General features: G+C 69.7%; 23 protein-coding genes. 13 read left to right on the top strand and 10 right to left on the bottom strand.

Going from position 1 to position 18,938, the window contains the following annotated elements:
• Nucleotides 1–298, bottom strand: a 298-nt coding sequence (locus ETD83_RS43900; RefSeq protein ID WP_205717919.1) for an IS110 family transposase, incomplete at its 3' end; no start/stop codon positions are given.
• 213 nt (nt 299–511) lie between these two features.
• On the opposite strand from ETD83_RS43900, the gene ETD83_RS27660 reads away from it, so the two are divergent.
• Nucleotides 512–706, top strand: coding sequence for a hypothetical protein (locus ETD83_RS27660; RefSeq protein WP_138648143.1), 195 nt, complete (start codon nt 512–514; stop codon nt 704–706).
• Nucleotides 707–1,210: 504 nt separating this feature from the next.
• Here the strand turns inward: ETD83_RS27660 and ETD83_RS27665 are convergent.
• On the bottom strand, nt 1,211–1,603 hold the full coding sequence (locus ETD83_RS27665) for an ArsR/SmtB family transcription factor (protein ID WP_138648144.1): 393 nt from the start codon (nt 1,601–1,603) through the stop codon (nt 1,211–1,213).
• A gap of 81 nt (nt 1,604–1,684) precedes the next feature.
• Here ETD83_RS27665 and ETD83_RS27670 point away from each other — a divergent pair, with 81 nt between their 5' ends.
• Entirely contained in the window at nt 1,685–2,767 is a 1,083-nt protein-coding gene (locus ETD83_RS27670; protein ID WP_138648145.1) for a flavin-containing monooxygenase, read from the top strand.
• 24 nt (nt 2,768–2,791) lie between these two features.
• Here the strand turns inward: ETD83_RS27670 and ETD83_RS27675 are convergent, their stop codons facing one another.
• Nucleotides 2,792–3,157, bottom strand: coding sequence for an ArsR/SmtB family transcription factor (locus ETD83_RS27675; RefSeq protein ID WP_138648146.1), 366 nt, complete (start codon nt 3,155–3,157; stop codon nt 2,792–2,794).
• 237 nt (nt 3,158–3,394) lie between these two features.
• Between ETD83_RS27675 and ETD83_RS27680 the strand changes: the two genes are divergently transcribed.
• The 8 genes from ETD83_RS27680 to ETD83_RS27715 all read left to right on the top strand — a co-directional run bounded on the left by ETD83_RS27680 (nt 3,395) and on the right by ETD83_RS27715 (nt 9,303).
• The gene (locus ETD83_RS27680) at nt 3,395–4,939 is read left to right on the top strand and encodes an FAD-dependent oxidoreductase (RefSeq protein WP_171064462.1); all 1,545 of its coding nucleotides are present in this window, start codon (nt 3,395–3,397) and stop codon (nt 4,937–4,939) included.
• Nucleotides 4,940–5,027: 88 nt separating this feature from the next.
• On the top strand, nt 5,028–6,263 hold the full coding sequence (locus ETD83_RS27685) for an MFS transporter (RefSeq protein WP_230421230.1): 1,236 nt from the start codon (nt 5,028–5,030) through the stop codon (nt 6,261–6,263).
• Complete coding sequence (locus tag ETD83_RS27690) at nt 6,263–6,568, top strand: hypothetical protein (protein WP_138648149.1); 306 nt, start codon at nt 6,263–6,265, stop codon at nt 6,566–6,568. Before ETD83_RS27685 ends, ETD83_RS27690 begins: the two co-directional genes overlap by 1 nt.
• 67 nt (nt 6,569–6,635) lie before the next feature.
• Nucleotides 6,636–7,697, top strand: a complete 1,062-nt coding sequence (locus tag ETD83_RS27695) for an ArsO family NAD(P)H-dependent flavin-containing monooxygenase (protein ID WP_138648150.1) — start codon at nt 6,636–6,638, stop codon at nt 7,695–7,697.
• Between the two features lie 176 nt (nt 7,698–7,873).
• Nucleotides 7,874–8,227 carry a hypothetical protein gene (locus ETD83_RS27700; protein WP_138648151.1) on the top strand — a complete coding sequence of 118 codons (354 nt, stop codon included), beginning with the start codon at nt 7,874–7,876 and terminating at the stop codon, nt 8,225–8,227.
• Nucleotides 8,224–8,676 carry a MerR family transcriptional regulator gene (locus ETD83_RS27705; RefSeq protein WP_138648152.1) on the top strand — a complete coding sequence of 151 codons (453 nt, stop codon included), beginning with the start codon at nt 8,224–8,226 and terminating at the stop codon, nt 8,674–8,676. Before ETD83_RS27700 ends, ETD83_RS27705 begins: the two co-directional genes overlap by 4 nt.
• A complete protein-coding gene (locus tag ETD83_RS27710; protein ID WP_138648153.1) occupies nt 8,673–8,939 on the top strand; it encodes a hypothetical protein in 267 nt (88 codons plus the stop codon). The genes ETD83_RS27705 and ETD83_RS27710 overlap by 4 nt, the downstream gene beginning before the upstream one ends.
• Before the next feature lie 31 nt (nt 8,940–8,970).
• Nucleotides 8,971–9,303: a YnfA family protein gene (locus tag ETD83_RS27715; protein WP_138648154.1), complete on the top strand. Its 333-nt coding sequence runs from the start codon at nt 8,971–8,973 to the stop codon at nt 9,301–9,303.
• Between the two features lie 131 nt (nt 9,304–9,434).
• Here ETD83_RS27715 and ETD83_RS27720 read toward each other — a convergent pair whose 3' ends face one another.
• The 7 genes from ETD83_RS27720 to ETD83_RS27750 all read right to left on the bottom strand — a co-directional run bounded on the left by ETD83_RS27720 (nt 9,435) and on the right by ETD83_RS27750 (nt 14,973).
• Entirely contained in the window at nt 9,435–9,791 is a 357-nt protein-coding gene (locus ETD83_RS27720; protein ID WP_230421231.1) for an ArsR/SmtB family transcription factor, read from the bottom strand.
• Between the two features lie 232 nt (nt 9,792–10,023).
• Entirely contained in the window at nt 10,024–10,404 is a 381-nt protein-coding gene (locus ETD83_RS27725; protein ID WP_138648155.1) for an ArsR/SmtB family transcription factor, read from the bottom strand.
• 59 nt (nt 10,405–10,463) lie between these two features.
• Nucleotides 10,464–11,249 (bottom strand): response regulator transcription factor, encoded by a 786-nt coding sequence (locus tag ETD83_RS27730; RefSeq protein ID WP_138648156.1) that lies wholly within the window; start codon nt 11,247–11,249, stop codon nt 10,464–10,466.
• 23 nt (nt 11,250–11,272) lie between these two features.
• On the bottom strand, nt 11,273–12,088 hold the full coding sequence (gene pstB, locus ETD83_RS27735; protein ID WP_329602983.1) for a phosphate ABC transporter ATP-binding protein PstB: 816 nt from the start codon (nt 12,086–12,088) through the stop codon (nt 11,273–11,275).
• 121 nt (nt 12,089–12,209) lie between these two features.
• A complete protein-coding gene (pstA, locus tag ETD83_RS27740; protein ID WP_138648158.1) occupies nt 12,210–13,100 on the bottom strand; it encodes a phosphate ABC transporter permease PstA in 891 nt (296 codons plus the stop codon).
• Nucleotides 13,097–14,041, bottom strand: a complete 945-nt coding sequence (gene pstC, locus ETD83_RS27745; RefSeq protein ID WP_138648159.1) for a phosphate ABC transporter permease subunit PstC — start codon at nt 14,039–14,041, stop codon at nt 13,097–13,099. Before pstC ends, pstA begins: the two co-directional genes overlap by 4 nt.
• Nucleotides 14,038–14,973, bottom strand: a complete 936-nt coding sequence (locus ETD83_RS27750; RefSeq protein WP_230421232.1) for a PstS family phosphate ABC transporter substrate-binding protein — start codon at nt 14,971–14,973, stop codon at nt 14,038–14,040. The genes pstC and ETD83_RS27750 overlap by 4 nt, the downstream gene beginning before the upstream one ends.
• 573 nt (nt 14,974–15,546) lie before the next feature.
• Between ETD83_RS27750 and ETD83_RS27755 the strand changes: the two genes are divergently transcribed.
• From ETD83_RS27755 to arsB, 3 genes are all read left to right on the top strand, one after another.
• On the top strand, nt 15,547–17,022 hold the full coding sequence (locus ETD83_RS27755; RefSeq protein WP_138648160.1) for an alkaline phosphatase PhoX: 1,476 nt from the start codon (nt 15,547–15,549) through the stop codon (nt 17,020–17,022).
• Nucleotides 17,023–17,492: 470 nt separating this feature from the next.
• Complete coding sequence (locus ETD83_RS27760; RefSeq protein ID WP_138648161.1) at nt 17,493–17,801, top strand: ArsR/SmtB family transcription factor; 309 nt, start codon at nt 17,493–17,495, stop codon at nt 17,799–17,801.
• Nucleotides 17,798–18,931, top strand: coding sequence for an ACR3 family arsenite efflux transporter (arsB, locus tag ETD83_RS27765; RefSeq protein ID WP_329602982.1), 1,134 nt, complete (start codon nt 17,798–17,800; stop codon nt 18,929–18,931). The genes ETD83_RS27760 and arsB overlap by 4 nt, the downstream gene beginning before the upstream one ends.
• The last annotated feature ends 7 nt before the right edge of the window (nt 18,932–18,938 follow it).

The raw sequence follows: 18,938 nt of genomic DNA on the forward strand, positions 1-18,938 counted from the left end.
TGCTCACGAACATCAAAAACCATCCGAACCGCGCGTTCCCGCAGCTCAGGGGAGTACTTCCTCGGGGGTGCCATAGCCCCTCACCCTTCCAGGTATCGGAGCCTCCAGCCGACCCGGGGTGGTCCAGCTCGCCCAGCTCGGCCACCTCAGCCAGCAGCCCCAGCAGCTCCGGTTCATCGTTGGGCACCCGCCGCGACAGCAGCCGCGTGCCGTCGGCGTCGATGACCACGCAGTGGTGGTGGGTCTTCCCGGCGTCGATATCAGCCCAGATCCGGCGCATCACACTCCCGCTCGTCACAGGTACACATCCCGTAGACGACCACGCCGGCGTGTCCCTACACAGCGATCCGCTCGCACATCCCAATCGGCGGCCGAGGTCTTCATGGGGTGCCGGGCGGCCAGTCTCTCTGAGCCACACACGCGGCAGACCCATGCAAGCCACACCCGGCACCCCTGGGCGATCACCAGCCTACGAACGCCGCGAATCACCCAAGGAAGAAGGTAGGGATCCGTGCCCGATACCAACTCGCCAGCCCTACTCACCCCCCGTGCTGCGTTGATCTTCACCATTGCGCTGCTGGCCGGGGCAACTGCCGGCTGCCTCACCTTCCTCGCCCAGCATGACCTCGCTCAAGCGGCCCTGGTGGCCGGCGGAGCCCTCGTGGTGGCGATCGGCCTGTTGAACAGAATCATCGCCCGCAGTTGAACAGGAGAACGCCCGCCAGTCCGTGCTCAGGGCGGTTGGACGGTCTCGAAGGGCACCGGACCTTGGGAGTAGAGAGCGGACGGGCTGCCGCTCCGGTGCCACTGGAAGGCGAGCTACCCCACCCGTGCACCCGCGCGAACAAGAGTTCTGTGACTTCCCGCCGCCGACACCGGACACTACAGCTTTGATCTGGAGGAAAGCCCTGACGGTCTCGCTGAGTATCCCGGTGGGCAGCCCCAGATCGCCGGCATCACGACGTCGATCCTGTCCAGGAAAATCGCGCCGCGCGGCGCCAGCCGAACGGCCTGCACACGTCTAGATGGGCCGTCTTGAATCGCTCGGCGAGCTGCGGGGGAGTCGAGGCGGCCACGCGGCCCCCTACTGGTGGACGCGTGTCGTATTGGGCGCGAGATCAGAACACTGCCGGTGCCTTGTGCGAACTTCAGGAGTCGGCGAGCTAAGCCGTCGTCCTCTTTGAGCGGGGAGGCGGTGCTGCGAAGCGGATCAGGGGTTGTGCTCGTCGGGTGGGGGGCAGCAGGTGTGCAGGTAGGTCTGGAGTTCGGTGAGTGAGCGTTCCACGGCGGCGGTGTCGATGCGGTAGTAGACCTGCTTGCCGTGCTTGCGGGATATGAGCAGGCCCCCGCGGCGCAGGAGTGCGAGTTGCTGGGAGGCGGTCGGCTGGGCGATGCCCAGGCGTTCGGCGACGGTGCCGACGGTGAGTTCGATCCCCCCGGTGAAGAGTTCCAGCATTTGCTGGCGCTGCTCGCTGGCCAGCGCCCGGAGGAACTCCCGCGCCTGCGGACCGAGCTGCACGGGCTCTGTGGCGCCGCATCCTGGCGTGTCCGCATCCGGGCCACATGTCGTCCCCGCCGCTTGGTCGATCACCGGATCGCTCATGACACCTCCCACGCCGTGTCCACGATCCTAGGCCACATATTGTCATGTTGACATATTGCGTAATGACAATATATTGACTCCATGGACTCCACCACCTCACCTATCGTCATCATCGGAGGCGGCCAGTCGGGGCTGGCCGCCGCGCGCGCCGTGACCGCCGCGGGCCTGCGGCCGGTGGTTCTCGAAGCCTCCGGCCGGGCCGCGGGGTCATGGCCGGACTACTACGACAGCCTCACACTCTTCTCCCCGGCGCGTTACAGCGCGATGCCCGGCCTGCCGTTCCCCGGCGACCCCGACCACTATCCGCATCGGGATGAGGTCGTGGCCTACCTGGAGCAGTACGCCGCGCTGGTCGCCGAACAGGGCGCCGATATCCGGCTGAACACCCGGGTCACCGCCGTCCGAGCCGAGAGGGCCGGGTTCGTGGTCCAGGGTGATGGCGGGGAGGAGATCGCGGCTTCGGGTGTGGTGGCGGCCTCGGGGGCCCGTCCCCTGATCCCGTCGCTTCCCGGCGCGGACGCCTTCACCGGCGAGCTGGAGCACGTCGCCGCCTATCGCAACCCCAAGGCGTATGCGGGACGGCGGGTGGTGCTGGTCGGTGCGGGCAACTCGGCGGTGCAGATCGGCTACGAGCTGGCCGAGGTCGCCGAAGTCACGCTGGCCTCGCGGCAGCCGGTGCGGTTGATGCCGAGCCGTCTTCACGGGCTGGACGTCCACCATTGGGCGGTCACGACCGGGTTCGATCGCCTGCCGCCCGCGTGGCTGGCCCGGCTGGTGGCGGGCCGGCTGGTCAACGATCCTGGTGTCTATGCTCGGGCGGTGCAGGACGGGACGCTGCGGCGTCGCCCCATGTTCACCGCCCTGGACGGTGACGGTGTCATCTGGGACGACGGAACCTCCGAGCACGTCGACGCGGTCTTGACGGCCACCGGATACGTGCCGAATCTGGACTACCTGGCGGATCTGGGAGCGCTGGACGAGGCGGGGATGCCGCTGCATGACGGCGGGCTGTCGCTCACCCATCCAGGGCTGGTGTACCTGGGGGTGGAGTTCCAGCGCTCCTACGCCTCCAACACCCTGCGCGGCGTCGCCGCCGACGCCGACCACGTCATCGCCGCCCTGGCCGCCTATGCCGGTGGCGCGGTCGCCGCGCTCGGATTGTGACCGGCGTGCGCCGTGTGCGGCGGGTCAGGCGGGGGCGAGAGCGGGCAGGGCGAACAGGCCCGACAGCCGGGTGAGTCGTTCGGGGATGACGCGGTAGTACACCCAGGTTCCGCGGCGCTCGCCGTCGATCAGCCCGGCCTGGCGGAGCACCTTCAGGTGGTGGGAGATGGTCGGCGCGGTCAGGTCGAACGGGACGGTCAGATCGCACACGCACGCCTCACCGTCCTCGGCCGAGGCGATCATGTTCAGCAGCCGCAGCCGGATCGGGTCGGCGAGGGCCTTGAACACCGTGGCCAGTTCGGCCGCTTCGTCCTCGCCCAGATCGGAGTCGCTCAGCGGTGCGCAGCACACCGGAGCGGTGACGTCGTCCAACTCCAGCAACTTAGACATGCCTCTAATTTGACATCTATCTATGCAGGATGCAAACTGGCGGCTGTTTAGAAGAACATCGAAGCAGGGCGGATGGCCCGTCCCGTCACGCCAGGTCCTACGTCCACGCAGCTAGGAGACGCGATGAGTAAGACAAACCAGTCCCCAGAGCCAGTCGAGCCGGCGGCCGGTAGCGGCTGTTGCGGGGTGAGCGGTTGCTGTACCGACGCCGAGCGGTCCCTGGACGCTTCGGTCACCGTGACCGAAGCCAAGACGAACGCCGGCTGCGGCTGCGTCACCGACGCGAAGGAGACGGGCCTGCCGGTAGTGGTCGTCGGAGCCGGGCCGGTCGGCCTGGCCGCCGCCGCTCACCTGGCCGGGCGGGGCCTGGACTTCGTCGTCCTGGAGGCCGGGACGCAGGTGGGGGCGGCGATCTCCGAGTGGGGGCATGTCCGGTTGTTCTCGCCGTGGCGCTACGACACCGACGCGGCCGCGCGCCGCCTGCTGGAGCCGACCGGCTGGCGGCTGCCCGACCCTGACGCGCTCCCGACCGGTGCCGAGCTGGTGCGCGACTACCTGGCTCCGCTGGCCGAGGTGCCCGCGCTGGCCGGACGGATCCGCACCGGCACCCGCGTCGTCGCCGTCACCCGGCACGGCCTGGACGTCACCCGAACCGTCGGCCGCGACGAGCAGCCGCTGTTGGTGCGGACCGTCGGCGCGGACGGAGCCGTCACCGACCTGGCCGCCCGCGCGGTCATCGACGCGTCCGGGACATGGGGAGCCACCAATCCGCTCGGCCATTCCGGCCTGCCCGCGCCTGGAGAGGAGCAGGCCGCCCCTTACCTGGCGGGGCCGTTGCCGGACGTGGTGGGCCGTGACCGTGACCGTTTCGCCGGACGTCACACGCTGGTCGTCGGCATGGGCCACTCGGCCGCCAACACGCTGCTCGCCCTGGCCGAACTCGCCAAGGCCGCGCCCGGCACGCGCATCACTTGGGCGGTGCGCGGATCGTCGGTCGCCCGTCTGTACGGCGGCGGCGACGCCGACGGCCTGCCCGCCCGCGGCGCGCTCGGCACTCGCCTGAAGAAGGCCGTGCAGGACGGCGAGATCGACCTGGTTCGCGGCTTCACCATCACCCGCTTCGCCGTCGACTCGTCCGACCAGGCAGTCCAGGTCACCGGAGCCACTCCGGACGGCGAGCATGTCATCGCCGCCGACACCGTCGTCGCCGCCACCGGGTTCCGGCCCGACCTGGGCATGCTCCGGGAGATCCGGCTCGACCTCGACCCCGCCACCGAGGCGCCGACGAAGCTCGCCCCGCTGATCGACCCCAACTTCCATTCCTGCGGGACCGTCCCGCCGCACGGCGAACGCGACCTCGCCCACCCCGAAGCCGGGTTCTACCTGGCCGGGATGAAGAGCTACGGCCGCGCCCCCACCTTCCTGATGGCCACCGGATACGAGCAGGTCCGCTCCATCGCCGCCGCGCTCGCCGGAGACCGGGAGGCGGCCGACACCGTCCAGCTCGACCTGCCCGAAACCGGCGTGTGCTCCACCAACCTGGTCACCGAAGACCAACTACCAGGCTCCACCGCCCAAGACGACGGATGCGGCACGTCGTGCGCCACCACCCCGGCACCCGACCCCATCCACCAGGACGGGACCGAGGCCGCAGGCGGTTCGTGCTGCGGCACAGCGGCGCCCGAGCCGATCAGCATCGGCGTCGGCGCCCCGGCCGGACTGGGCTTCACCACCGGGATCGAGCACGGCTACTCGGGCGAGGCCGAACGCGCCGATGCCTGAGGCGGCCGAACCGGCCACCCGAGGACGGGTACCGGCGGCACCGCCCGCCGCCGGTACCCGGTCGGCACGTGACCGCGCCCGACGGGCCTTGCACAGCCCGCTGGCCGCGCTGTGCGTCACCGAGATCACCAGCTGGGGCGTGCTGTTCTACGCCTTCCCCGTCTTGGCCCCGGCCATCACCCGCGACACCGGCTGGTCCACCGGCGCGGTCACGGCCGCGTTCTCCGCCGCGCTGATCGTGGCCGCGCTGGGCGGGATCCCGGTCGGCCGCGCGCTGGACCGGCGCGGCCCGCGCGCCCTGATGACCGGCGGCTCGCTGCTCGCCGTGCTGGCCGCCATCGCCGTGGCCGCCGCGCCGAACCTGTGGTGCTTCGCCGCGGCCTGGCTGCTCGCCGGCGTCGCGATGTCCACCGTGCTCTACCAGCCCGCCTTCGCCGCCCTCACCCGCTACTACGCGCCCCGGCACGTCACCGCGCTGACGACCCTCACCCTCGCCGCCGGACTGGCCAGCACCGTGTTCGCACCGCTCACCGACGCACTGGCATCGCAACTGTCCTGGCGCGGGGTGTACCTGGTGCTGGCGGTGGTGCTTGCGGTGGTGACCGTCCCGCTGCACTGGCTGGCGCTGCGGCGCCCCTGGCCCCCGCCACGCGACGGAGCGGCAGACGGGAACGAACACGACCAAGCCCGTGCGCGATCAGGCGCGGCCGTGTGGGGGACGGTGCGCAGCGGCCCGTTCGTCCTGCTCACCATCGCGCTCACCCTGTCGGCCTTCACCATGTACGCGGTCCTGGTCAACCTGATCCCGCTGCTCACCTCCCGCGGCGCCGGCAGCAGCATCGCCGCCTGGGCACTCGGGCTCGGCGGGATCGGCCAGGTCACCGGACGCCTCGGCTACCGCGCCCTCGCCCGCCGGACCGGCGTCCGGACGCGCACCGTCTGGATCCTGGCGCTGTCAGCCGCCACCACCGCCGGGCTCGCCGTCATCCCGGGCCCTGTCGGGCTGCTCATCGCCATAGCGTTCCTGGCCGGAATGACCCGCGGAATCGCCACCCTGCTGCAGGCCACCGCCGTCTCCGACCGCTGGGGCACGGCCGCCTACGGTTCCCTGTCCGGAATCCTCGCCGCCCCCATCACCGCCGCCACCGCGCTGGCCCCCTTCGCCGGCGCCGCCCTCGCCGCCGGGCTCGGCGGCTATCCCCACATGTTCCTGGCGCTGACCGCGGCCGCCGTCCTGGCCGCGCTGTCGGCCGCCGGCACCGCACCTGCGACGGCGCCCGCACCCGCCGCCACGGCCGGACGGCGCACCAACAAGGACCAGTGATGTCAGGACACCCCACAGCACCACACCTCGAAGTCCTGGCGCTCCTCGCAGACGAAGAGACGCTGACCACCGCCCAACTCGCCGACCTCATGACGCAGATGCGCACGACGCCCCAGCGTCGCGGCGCGCCACGTCCCATCGGGCCCCCGGACCTGATGCACCGTATGGCCGAGCAACTGCTGTGGCGTCTGGCAGCTCAAAACTTGATCAACGCTCAGTCCGGACGATCCTGGCGCATCACCGACACCGGACGCGCCCTGGCCGTCTCCCGCGCCGCCACCGTCCAAGGAGCGCTGTCATCGTGAACGCCAGGCTTCCACGCCCGCCACTCCACCGTCCCACTCCAGCCAACCGGCGGATCAGGGCGTCGGCATGACTCAGAAGGTGGTGGACGTGGCCGTCATCGGCGGCGGCCAGGCGGGTCTGGCCGCCGGTTTCTACCTGCGCCGCAGCGGTACGGACTTCGTCATCCTCGACGCCCAGGACGAACCGGGCGGCGCCTGGCCGCACGCCTGGGAGTCCCTGCGGCTGTTCTCGCCTGCGCGCAACAGCTCGCTCCCGGGCTGGGCGATGCCGTCCTGCAACCAGGGCTACCCGCCGGCCGCGCACGTTGTCGACTACCTGACCACCTACGAGAAGCGCTACGACCTGCCGGTGCACCGGCAGGTACGCATCGACGCGGTGCACCGCGACGGCGACCTTCTCCGCCTGGACAGCGCGACCACCTCATGGCGGGCCCGGCACGTCATCAGCGCAACGGGCACTTGGTGGCGTCCCTACCTGCCCTACTACCCCGGACGACACGACTTCCCAGGCCGGCAGCTGCACACCGGCCAATACCGCACACCCGAAGAGTTCCACGGGCAGCGCGCCCTCATCGTCGGCGGCGGGAACTCTGCCGCTCAGATCCTGGCCGATCTGGCCCCGCACGCGACCACGATCTGGGCGACCCGGCGTCCGCCCCGGTTCCTGCCCGACGACCTGGACGGACGCGCCCTGTTCGAGCTGGCCTCCCGCCGCTACCACGCGCTGCGCACCGGGACCGCCGACCCCGGCGGCATCGGCGGACTGGGCGACATCGTCGCCGTCCCTCCGGTCCGCCAAGCCCGCGACCGCGGAGCCCTGCACGCCCGCCCGATGTTCAGCCACCTCACACCGACCGGCGTCGCCTGGCCCGACGGCCACACCGAAAACATCGACGCGATCATCTGGTGCACCGGATTCCGACCCACCCTGAGCCACCTCACCCCACTGGGCCTGCGCGACCGGACGGGACGTATCCCGACCGGCGGCGGAACCCGCGCGTTGACCGAGCCTCGGCTGCACCTGCTCGGATACGGCGACTGGACCGGCCCCGGATCGGCCACCCTCGTCGGCTCGGCCCGAACCGCCCGAGACGCCGTCGGCGAGATCACCGCCCACCTCGGCCGTTAGCACCCGCGGATGAGTTCACGAACCCTTGGCTCCCCGGATCTTGATTGAGACGGCAGTGCCTCTGCGCCCGTGGTGATTCTGGTTCTGACGAGGCTTGCATCCTGTACTGCGGTACGGGCTTACCGTCGGGATGTGGCCGCTGCTAGGACGGCCAGCGTCGAGACCAGGCAGCTGGAATGGCCGAGTCTGAAGTGCCGATCGTGTGCACGCTGTCGCCGAACAAGATGGTGGACCGGCTGACAGAGTTCGAGTCGCTGTTCGCCGAGTCGCTGACCGGGGTGGAGCGTGAGCCGCTGCAGTTGCGGTTGATGTTCGACACCGACCCGGCGCGCGAGGCGCAGCTCCGGGAGGTGTTCGAGGCCGAGCAGCAGTGCTGCGCGTTCCTGGGCTTTGCGTTCGAGCGGACCGGGGCCGGTCTGCGGGTCGAGGTGACCGCGCCGCAGGACGCCGCGCCGACGCTGGACGGGATGCAGGCCTTGGCCGAGCGCAACGCCCCGCCGGAGGTCGTGGCAGCGGGCTGGACCGGATGAGCGGCCAATACGAGGGACTGCGGTCCAGCCAGGTCACCGACGCGGCCGGGGTGAACCTCCAGACCCTGCGCTACTACGAGCGGCGCGGACTACTCGCCGAGCCCGAGCGGACCCTAGGCGGACACCGGCTCTACCCGCAAGAAGCGGTCACGGTCCTGAAGGTGATCAAGACCGCGCAACGGCTCGGATTCACCCTGGAGGAGGTCGCCGAACTGCTGGAGGCCGCCCAGCACCGGCACCGCCAAGGCGACGCCGGGCTGCTGGACCGGGCACGGTCGAAGCTGATCGAGGTCGAGCAGCGCATAACCGATCTTGAGGTCATCCGTTCCGCCCTGCACGAAGCGATCAACGCTGGCTGCGACGACTTGATGACCTGTGCTCAACAGCCATGCTGCCCGTTGCCGTTCGCCGATCTTGCCCGCCCCCACCCTGGAGAGGATCGCCAGTGAAGATCGCATCCCGGGCAGGTACGGGATTCGGCACGCTGGCCGCCGTCGCGTGCGTCGCTTGCTGCGCGCTGCCGGTGTTGATCGCCGCCGGAGTGCTCAGCGGGGGCGCGGCGGCGTTCCTGGCCGACAGGATGCCGCTCGTCGCCGTCGGTCTGACGGTATTGGCCGTGGCGGCGTTTGCCGTGGCGGCCCGCCGCAGGACCGGCGCACGCGGATGCGGCAGCAAAGCCAGCGGTTGCGGATGCAGCACCACTCGCGTCTGAGCAGGTATGAGGGGTCGGTACGGTTCAAATGATGACCATGCTCCGATCCCTCATCCTGTTCGTCCTGGCCGCCGTCGCCGAGATCGGTGGCGCCTGGCTGGTCTGGCAGGGAGTCCGCGAACACCGAGGCGCTCTCTGGATCGGCGCCGGCGTGATCGCCCTCGGTGTGTACGGGTTCGTGGCCACGCTCCAGCCCGACGCCAACTTCGGCCGCATCCTGGCCGCTTACGGCGGCGTCTTCGTCGCGGGATCGCTGGCATGGGGCATGGCTCTGGACGGCTACCGGCCCGACCGATGGGACATCACCGGAGCCCTCATCTGCCTCATCGGCGTCCTGGTCATCATGTACGCACCGCGAAGCTGACCCCAACCTCCCGGACCCAACCTGATCACACACCGGCACAGTTCTTACCGGCCGTACGTCGGGAAATCCTGTTGGCCGCTGTCACGCTTGCTGACCTGGACGACCTGGCTGACGCGGGGTGTCTGTTCAGCTCAGGCGAGCAAGGACCGGACGGCGGCCAGACGTTCCGGCACGACCGCGAACCAAGCCCAGGGGCCGCGCTTGTCACGGGTCAGCAGGCCGGCGTCGACGAGGATCTTGAGGTGATGGCTGATCGTCGGCTGGGTGAGGCCGAGGGGTTTGGTCAGGTCGCAGACGCAGGCCTCACCGGCCGGGCTGCCCTGGATCATGCTGAGTATCTGCAGGCGGGTGGGGTCGGAGACCGCTTTGAAGATCTGGGCGACTTGTTCGGCCTGTCCCCGATCCATGGGGACGAGCTCGGCGGTCTGCTCCGAGCAGGTCTGGTCGACGGGAGGGGTGATTACCTGCAGCATCGTGCCATCGTCCACAGGGTGAGTGTATGAAAGATTAACGGCTGACAACCTGGGGTGAACAACGGCTAGCCGCGGTGACGGCTCTTGGCCGGTCCGCTACCCGTCCAGCCTGCAGTGGGATGGGGGCCGAGGGGGCTCACCGAGGTCCGCCGGAAGGCTGGCGTGAGCTGTGTCACTGGCGTCCGGGCGCTGGGGTGCCTGGCCGCCCCGAACCTTCTTGTGATCAGACCCGCTTGGTGCAGTCGACTCAGGTGATGGTTGAGCGCGGCCGTTGCGGCGGCGACGAGGTCAGCAGGAAGCCTACGGCGTCGAGACGGTCGGGGACGATGGAGTACCACGCCCAGGGGCCGCGTTTGTCGCGGCTGATGAGCCCGGCTTCGGTGAGGGTCTTCAGGTGGTGGCTGACCGTCGACTGGGTCAGGCCGAGCGGGGCGGTGAGGGCGCAGACGCAGGCTTCGCCGCCCGGGCTGTTTTTGATCATGCTGAGCAGCTGCAGGCGGGTGGGGTCGGCCAGTGCCTTGAGAATGCGGGAGATGCGCTGGACTTCATCGGGGCCCATGGGCACCAGCGGGCCCTGATCGTGGCAGTCGTCAGCGCTGTGGGCGGAGGCGGCGGGGAGCTGGTTCATGAGGGGACGCTCGATGGTGGGGTGCGCGGCATGGCGGTGGACGGCGTACGGGGAGTCCGTCATGAGGGTTGCCGGGTCGGCTGGGAGTCCTGGTTGTGCGGGTTGTCCTGGGTGTCGGTGGTGAGTCGGTAGCCGACTCCTCGCACGGTGAGGATGATGTTGGGGTTGTCGGGGTCGTCGCCGAGCTTTTCGCGCAGCCGCCGGATGTGGACGTTGATGGTGTTGGTGTTGAGCTTGTCGCTTCTCCAGACGTGGGCCTGGATCTGCGAGCGGCTGATGACCCGGTCGGCGTGCAGCATCATGTAGTGCAGCAGCTCGAACTCGCGTAGCGGCATGTGGACGGTCTTGCCGTGGATCCGTACGACATGGGCGACCGGGTCGAGTGCGATGGAGCCGCACGTCAGCGGCTGGTTTCCGGCGTCGGCGGGGGTGTTCTCGGCGCGGATGCTCTGGATCAGCGGGAGCAGTTCGGGCAGCCGGTAGGGACGGGCGACGCAGACGTTGGCGCCCGCGGCCAGGGCCTGGACGGCCTTGTCGGCGTCGTTGGCGCCGACACCGATGATCACGGGGATGGGCAGGCTGGCGCGGACGGCGCGGACGAAGGTCACCGGGTCGACCGCCGAGATCCCGGCGGCGAGCAGCACAACGTCGGGGTGGAGCGAGCCGGTGCGCAGCAGCGCCTGGGCGCCGTCGGTGCTGACGGTGACCTCGATGCCGCGTTCGGCCAGCGCCAAGACCAGTTCGCGGCCGAGCGTCTCGTCGGGGTCGGCCACCAGCAGGAGCGGGACGTGCGCCGGTTCCGGCGGGGCGGGCGGACCGCCGTCAGGGGCACTCTGATTGTTCATGATGGTGAGCGGGTCGCCGGCCGTTATCCGAAGCGGCCGGTGATGTAGGCCTCGGTGCGCTCGTCCTGCGGTGTGGTGAAGATCTGCGAGGTCAGGTCGTACTCGACGAGCCGTCCGTGCCGTACTCCGGCCTTGTCGACGTCGGCGGTCAGGAACGCGGTGCGGTCGGAGACGCGGGCGGCCTGCTGCATGTTGTGGGTGACGATGACGATCGTGTACTGCTGGGCGAGGTTGTGCATCAGGTCCTCGATCTTGGCCGTGGCGATGGGGTCCAGCGCCGAGCAGGGCTCGTCCATGAGGATGACTTCGGGTTTGACCGCGATGGTGCGGGCGATGCACAGGCGCTGCTGCTGCCCGCCGGACAGGGCCAGGGCGCTGTCCTTGAGCTTGTCCTTGACCTCGTCCCACAGGGCCGCCTGGTGCAGGGCCTCCTCGACGATGTCGTCCAGGCCGCGGCGGACGCCGTTGACGCGGGGCCCGTAGGCGATGTTGTCGTAGATGGACTTGGGGAACGGGTTGGGCTTCTGGAACACCATGCCGATGCGGTGCCGGACCTCGATGGGATCGACGTGGTCGCCGTACAGGTCCTCGCCGTGGTAGGCGATCTTGCCGTTGACGCGGGCGCCGGGGATGAGGTCGTTCATCCGGTTGAAGCAGCGCAGCACGGTGCTCTTGCCGCAGCCGGACGGACCGATCATGGCGGTGATCTGGCGGTGCCCGATGCTCATCGTCACATCGCGGACGGCCTCGTAGTCGCCGTAGAACACGCTCAGGTCCGACACCTGGAACACCGGATCGGCCAGGCCCGGCGGCTCGCGGTTCGGGTCGTACGGGGTGATCTGCACGGGTGTGCCGTCCTGGTGATGCTGGGGATCGGTCACTGGCGCGCTCCGTTCCGCTGCGCTCGGGTGTCGGGAGTGTCGGGGGCTCGGGCGTTGGGGTCTGATTTTCATGCCGGCCTCATCCGCGCTTCTCGTAGCGGTTCCGCAGCCAGATCGCCACCGAGTTCATCAGGAGCAGGATGGCCAGCAGGATCACGATGGCGGCGGAGGCGAGGGTGTGGAATTCGGCCTCGGGCTGTTTGATCCAGTTGAAGATCTGGATCGGCAGGACGGTGTAGGCGTCGGTGACGCTTTCGGGGTTAAAGGTGATGTGGGTGACCGCGCCGAGCAGCAGCAACGGGGCGGCCTCGCCGATCGCGCGCGACAGCGCCAGGATCGTCCCGGTCGCGATGCCGGGGACGGCGGCGGGCAGCACCTGCCGCCAGATGGTTTGCCACTGCGTCGCGCCCAGCGCCAGCGAGCCCTGCCGGATCGAACCGGGCACCGCCCGGATCGCCTCCCGCGCGGCGATGATCACCACGGGGAGCACCAGCAGGGACAGGGTCAGCGCGGCGGTGATCAGGGTCCGTCCCAGATCCAGGCCGCGGGCCAGGACGCCCAGGCCAAGGATGCCGTAGACGATCGAGGGCACGGCGGCCAGGTTCTGGATGTTCAGCTCGATCAGCCGGTTCCACCAGTGTTCCCTGCTGGCGTACTCCTCCAGGTAGATCGCCGTCATCACGCCGATGGGGACGCAGAACGCCCCGGTGAGCCCGATGATGTAGACGGTGCCGACGATGGCCGACTGCGCGCCGGCCCGCTCGGGGTACAGCTTGGAGGGGAAGTTGGTCCACAGCCGCGAGTCCAGCCGTCCCCACCCTTCGGACACCACGTAGGCCAGCAGGATGCCCAGGAAGACGACCGCGATCGCCAGGCTGGCCAGCAGCACCACCCGGAACGCCGGCTCCAGCGGACGCCGGCGGCCCTGCAACGCGGCCGTGATGGGCGTTTTGCGCACAGTGACGGTCACTCGTACACCTCCCGGTACTTGCGGACCAGGCGGATGCTGAAGGCGTTCATCACGAACGTCAGCAGGAACAGCAGTAGCCCGACCGCGAAGATCGTGGTGTAGTCGAACGAGCTGGTCGGCAGGTCGCCCTCACCGGCCTGGGCGATGTAGCCCGTCATGGTCTGCATGCCCTGCAGGGGGTCCCAGGTGAGCGAGGGCTTGTTCCCCGAGGCGATCGCCACGATCATCGTCTCGCCGACCGCCCGGGAGATCGCCAGGACGATCGCGGCGACGATGCCCGACAGCGCGGCCGGCACCACGACCCGTATCGCCACGAGCCGCCTCGTCGAGCCCAGCGCGTAGGCGCCCTGGCGCAGCGAGCTGGGAACGGCGGTCATCGCGTCCTCCGACATCGACGCCACCGTCGGGATGATCATCACGCCCATCACCAGCCCGGCCGACAGCGCGTTGAACACCTCCGGGCCCTCTCCGAACGGCCAGTGGTCCTGCAGCAGCGGCGTGAGCGCCGCCAGGGCGAAGAACCCGTAAACCACGGTCGGGATCCCGGCCAGCACCTCCAGCACCGGTTTGAACACCTTGCGTGTGCGCGGGTGTGCGTACTCGCTCAGGTAGATCGCCGCCGCCAGCCCCAGCGGCACGGCCACCACGATCGCGATCAACGTGATCAGCAACGTCGCGCCCACCAGCGGCAGCACCCCGTAGGACGGCGGGTTGAACAGCGCGCTCCACGTGGTGCCCGTCACGAACTCCCACACCCCGACACGCTCGAAGAACCGCAGCGTCGGCGGCAGCAGCGAGGCCACGATGCCCACGGTGGTGGCCACCGACACCAGCGCGGCGACCAGCAGGACCCCCTTGATCACCGCCTCGCCGTAGCGGGGACGCCGGCGCCGCAGGGACTCGCGGGTCCCTGCGGGCGACGGTGCGGAGGCCGAGGTCATTTACCCGCCTGCGACTTCAGCGTGGCCAGGGCCTGCTTGAGCTTGGCGTCCTGCGTCGGGTTCAGCGGGACGAACTTGGCCCGCTTGGCGATCTCGGCGTGCTTCTCGACGTAGAACTCCACGAACTGCAGCACCTCGGGCCGCTTGAGCGCCGCGGCCGACGGATAGATGAACAGCGGCCGCGACAGCGGCTTGTACGTCCCGTCCTGCGCGGCCTGCACGCTGGGCGCCACGCACCCGCCGCCGCCGTCGACCTGGACGGCCTTCAGCTTGCTGGCGTTCTCCTCGAAGTAGGAGAACCCGAAGTACCCCAGGCCGCCCTTGGACCCGGCCACGCCCTGCACGGTGACGTTGTCGTCCTCGCTGGGCTGGTAGTCGGTGCGGCTCTTGCCCTCCTCACCGTTGATCTCGTCGGTGAAGTAGTCGAAGGTCCCCGAGTCGGTGCCCGCGCCGAACAGCTTCAGCGGCTCCTTGGGGAACTTGGGGTCGACCTGGTTCCAGTTGTTCACCTTGGAGCCGGGCTCCCAGATCTTCTTGAGCTGCTCGACCGTCAGGCACTGCGCCCAGGTGTTGTCCTTGTGCACGACCACGGTCAGGGCGTCGTTGGCGACCGCGAACTCCTCATACTTGATGCCCTTGGAGGCGCACGCCTGCTTCTCCTCGTCTTTGATCGGACGGGAGGCGTCCTGGACGTCGGTCTCGCCGGCGCAGAACTTCTCGAACCCGCCGCCGGTGCCGGAGGTGCCGACCGGGATCTGCACCCGCGCCTGCTCCTCCTTGAACAGCTCCGAAGCCACCGTGCTCAGCGGCGCCACCGTGCTCGACCCGTCGATCTTGACCGTGCCGCGCAGCTCCGCGCCGCCCCCCGAACCGTCTCCATCGGAACCGCCGCACGCGGCCAGCGCCGCGACCAGGGTCGTGGCGACCGCCACGGCCTGCGACGACCTACGCAATGGGAATCTCACCCTTGTTCGTCCCTTGTGCTCGAATCGGCCCACGGCTGCCCTGCTCCGCGGGAGGTCGCCCCCTGCCGGCGCGACGATGTCGACCACATAGAAGGCAGTCGATATGAACACAAGGTGAACGAGACCGAACGCCTAAAGAAATATCGACAGATGTCTATCTCCGCACTAGATCATTACTTCGTTGGGAGTCATCGCGGCGTCGTTCACCTCTCCGTCAGGCCCGACGGACCGCCTCCCGCGGGACGCGGCGACGCCGGAGTATCCGCCGACGAACGCAAGCAGGACCTGCGTCGTGATCACCGTCGCCGCGCTACCGTGCCCTGCCCCGGCGGCCTCGTCGGTTACGTGCTTCGGCCGCGGGGCCTCCCGCGTGACCGCCGCGGGTTCCGAATCGCCCGCCTGGTCCCGGAGCCCGGCTCGTGTTCACCGGCGAGCGATAGGCCGGTAACCTGGCCGCCACCCAGGCGAGACATCGACGTACATCTATGCGGCCCAGGATCTCCAGGTGCCCATCACGACACCGGGACAAGGACGCAGACGATGACGCAACTAGACCGCAGGCGATTCCTGACCACCGCAGGCGGCACCGTGGCCGCAGGTCTGGCCATGCAAACACTGGGCTCGCACGCCGCCTGGGCGCAAGCCGGCCGACCCCACCACGGCAACCCGGGCTACGGCCCCCTGCGGCGCACCCGGGCCGCCAACACCGGCGAAGAGCTACTGGCCGTGCCCGCCGGATTCACCTACACCGTGTTCGGCATCACCGGCGACCGGATGAACGACGGGCAACCCACGCCCATCGCGCACGACGGCATGGCCGCGTTCCGCTCGCAGCGCCGCGGCGTCGTCCGGCTGATCCGCAACCACGAGGTCCGCAACCCGCCCGGCAGCCCGACCGGACGCGTCCACATCCCCGGCTCGGCCCGCTACGACGACCTCGGCGTCGCCGGGACTACCACCGTGGACGTCGACCCGCGAAGCGGTCGCGTCCTGCAGCATTTCGTCAGCCTCAACGGCACCATCGTCAACTGCGCCGGCGGCATGATGATGGGCCAGCGCGGCTGGCTGACCTGCGAGGAGACCACTGCGGGCCCCAAGCAGGGCTGGCAGCAGAAGCACGGCTACGTCTACCAGGTGCCGCTGCACGGGCCGCGCCCCGGACGCCCGGTCAACGCCCAGCCGGTCAAGGCGATGGGCCGCTTCTCCCATGAGGCCGTCGCCGTCGACCCCCGCACCGGCCACGTCTACGAGACCGAGGACGACTCGGGCAAGCCCAACGGCTTCTTCCGCTACCGTCCACGCAACCCCTACCGCCTGGAGGCCGGCGGCGTCCTGGAGATGCTCAAGATCGTCGACCGCCCCGGCTATGACTGCCGGGAAGGCCAGCGCATGGGCTCCCAGCTCCCGGTGGAGTGGGTCCGCATCGACGACCCCGACCCCGACCTGGAGAACGGCGCGGCCACCTGCACCCAGCAGGGGCTCGCCGCCGGAGGCGCCAAGTTCAACCGCCTCGAAGGCTGCTGGTACGGCGACGGCAGCATCTACTTCAACTCCACCAGCGGCGGCGACGCCAAGAACGGCGACGCGCCCAACCCCGACGGGTTCCAGGAAGGCTACGGACAGGTCTGGCGCTACATCCCACACCGCAACGGAAAAGGCGCCCTGGTCATGGTCTACGAATCGCCCGGCCGCAAAGCCCTCGACTCGCCCGACAACCTCACCTTCACCCCCCGCGGCGGCATCATCCTGTGCGAAGACGACGCCTCCGGCGCCGACGAAGACACCCACCCGCTCGCCCCCGGCCTGAGCAACGTCAACCGGCTCATCGGCCTGGACCCCGGCGGCCAGCCCTTCGAATTCGCCCTCAACGTCACCGACGACAGCGAGTTCGCCGGCGCCTGCTTCAGCCCCGACGGTGACACCCTGTTCGCCAACACCCTCGGCTCCACCAACACCGTCACCCCACCCGGCCGCACCTACGCCATCCACGGCCCCTGGCGCCGCGGCCCACTCTGACCCCGGCCCGCCCCGACAACACGCGACCACATCCGCACGGCCACATCACACGGCCGCGTGAACCCCGATGTCCGGGCATGGATAGCGAACACCGTGCCCGGACGTCATTCGCCCAAGCCCCACAAGAGCCGGTCACCCACCCGCGCCGGTGATCGGAAGAAGCCGGTACAAGCCGTGACAAGGGGCCCTCGGCCCGCCATCCGCGAGCGGCATCCGCCCGCCTGCGCGCGGTCCCGACCCTGTGGTGTCCGGCTCTACCTTGCGCGGATCCGGGTGCACTTGACGCCGCTACCCGGCGCCCTGACCGAACACCGCAGTCCAAACCCGCGCGGCCGCCGACAGACACCCATCGGAGTGCCCGCGTCCTGTGCGCCATTCGACCCATTCGACCGCCCGGCCGAGGCCAGGGCCGGCGACGAAAGACAGAGCGGATTGCCGTCCGACACCCGCAGACATACCATTCAACGGTGATGTCAGTCGAGACTGATGTGTTGAAGGTGCTGTCCGATCCGCTGCGCGCCCGCATCGTGACCCTGCTCGCCGGCGAGGCGCTGTGCACCTGCCACCTGGTCGAGGAGACCGGCGCCAAGCAGACCAACATCTCCAACCACCTGCGCGTGTTGAAGGAAGCCGGCGTCGTCGACTCCGAGCCGTGCGGCCGGTTCACCTATTACCGGCTCCGCCCCCAAGCACTGGAGTCCCTGGCCGCACAGCTCGGTGAAATCGCCGACGCCGCTCGCGCCGCCCGTGCCGCCGACAGAAAGAGGCCGTGCCCGTGACCGCCACCGAACCGACCAGTCCACCGGGATTGGCCGAGCCCGGTCTGGTGGGCAAGCTGTCCACGCTGGACCGGTTCCTGCCCGTGTGGATCATCGCCGCGATGGTCGCCGGCCTCGGGCTCGGCCGCGCGGTGCCCGGCCTGGACGACGCCCTGGCCAAGGTCGAGATCGGCGGCGTCTCCCTGCCGATCGGGCTCGGGCTACTGGTCATGATGTATCCGGTGCTGGCCAAGGTCCGCTACGACCGGCTCGACACCGTCACCGGCGACCGCCGCCTCATGATCGCCTCGCTCGTCCTGAACTGGCTGGCCGGCCCGGCGGTGATGTTCGCCCTGGCCTGGATCTTCCTGCCCGACCTGCCCGAGTACCGCACCGGCCTGATCATCGTCGGGCTGGCCCGCTGCATCGCCATGGTCATCATCTGGAACGACCTGGCCTGCGGCGACCGCGAGGCCGCCGCCGTCCTGGTCGCGCTCAACTCCGTCTTCCAGGTCGTCGCGTTCGGCGCGCTCGGCTGGTTCTACCTCAAGGTCCTGCCCGGATGGCTCGGCCTGGCCACCGACGACCTGCACTTCTCCACCGGCGAGATCGTGGTGAACGTGCTGGTGTTCCTCGGCGTCCCGCTGCTGGCCGGCTACCTCACCCGCCGCACCGGCGAGAAGGCCAAGGGACGCGACTGGTACGAGACCCGGTTCCTGCCCCGCATCGGCCCCGTCGCCCTGTACGGGCTGCTGTTCACCATCGTCATCCTGTTCGCCCTCCAAGGCGACACCATCACCGGACGGCCCGCCGACGTGGCGCGCATCGCCGTCCCGCTGCTGGTGTACTTCGCGCTGATGTGGGGCGGCGCGTTCGCGCTCGGCCGCGCCGTCGGCCTGCCCTACCCCCGCACCGCGACACTGGCGTTCACCGCCGCCGGAAACAACTTCGAACTCGCCATCGCCGTCGCCATCGGCACCTTCGGCGTCACCTCCGGCCAGGCGCTGTCCGGCGTGGTCGGGCCTTTGATCGAGGTGCCGGTGCTGGTCGGCCTGGTCTACGTCAGCCTGTGGGCCCGCCGATTCTTCCGGACCCAGCACCAGCCAGCACCACATCCGGCCACACACCCAGCCCAAGAGGATCCGCGGTGATACCGAT

Origin of the sequence: Actinomadura soli, from assembly GCF_005889715.1 — a bacterium.
GTDB lineage: Bacteria > Actinomycetota > Actinomycetes > Streptosporangiales > Streptosporangiaceae > Spirillospora > Spirillospora soli.

Excerpts from the sequence above, each read along its gene's own strand:
- ETD83_RS27730 (WP_138648156.1), bottom strand. The coding sequence starts at position 11,249 with ATGAACAATCAGAGTGCCCCTGACGGCGGTCCGCCCGCCCCGCCGGAA.
- ETD83_RS27715 (WP_138648154.1), top strand. The coding sequence starts at position 8,971 with ATGACCATGCTCCGATCCCTCATCCTGTTCGTCCTGGCCGCCGTCGCC.
- ETD83_RS27670 (WP_138648145.1), top strand. The coding sequence starts at position 1,685 with ATGGACTCCACCACCTCACCTATCGTCATCATCGGAGGCGGCCAGTCG.
- ETD83_RS27690 (WP_138648149.1), top strand. The coding sequence starts at position 6,263 with ATGTCAGGACACCCCACAGCACCACACCTCGAAGTCCTGGCGCTCCTC.
- ETD83_RS27760 (WP_138648161.1), top strand. The coding sequence starts at position 17,493 with ATGTCAGTCGAGACTGATGTGTTGAAGGTGCTGTCCGATCCGCTGCGC.
- ETD83_RS27665 (WP_138648144.1), bottom strand. The coding sequence starts at position 1,603 with ATGAGCGATCCGGTGATCGACCAAGCGGCGGGGACGACATGTGGCCCG.
- ETD83_RS27725 (WP_138648155.1), bottom strand. The coding sequence starts at position 10,404 with ATGAACCAGCTCCCCGCCGCCTCCGCCCACAGCGCTGACGACTGCCAC.
- ETD83_RS27755 (WP_138648160.1), top strand. The coding sequence starts at position 15,547 with ATGACGCAACTAGACCGCAGGCGATTCCTGACCACCGCAGGCGGCACC.
- ETD83_RS27705 (WP_138648152.1), top strand. The coding sequence starts at position 8,224 with ATGAGCGGCCAATACGAGGGACTGCGGTCCAGCCAGGTCACCGACGCG.
- pstC (WP_138648159.1), bottom strand. The coding sequence starts at position 14,041 with ATGACCTCGGCCTCCGCACCGTCGCCCGCAGGGACCCGCGAGTCCCTG.
- ETD83_RS27700 (WP_138648151.1), top strand. The coding sequence starts at position 7,874 with ATGGCCGAGTCTGAAGTGCCGATCGTGTGCACGCTGTCGCCGAACAAG.
- ETD83_RS27675 (WP_138648146.1), bottom strand. The coding sequence starts at position 3,157 with ATGTCTAAGTTGCTGGAGTTGGACGACGTCACCGCTCCGGTGTGCTGC.
- ETD83_RS27695 (WP_138648150.1), top strand. The coding sequence starts at position 6,636 with ATGACTCAGAAGGTGGTGGACGTGGCCGTCATCGGCGGCGGCCAGGCG.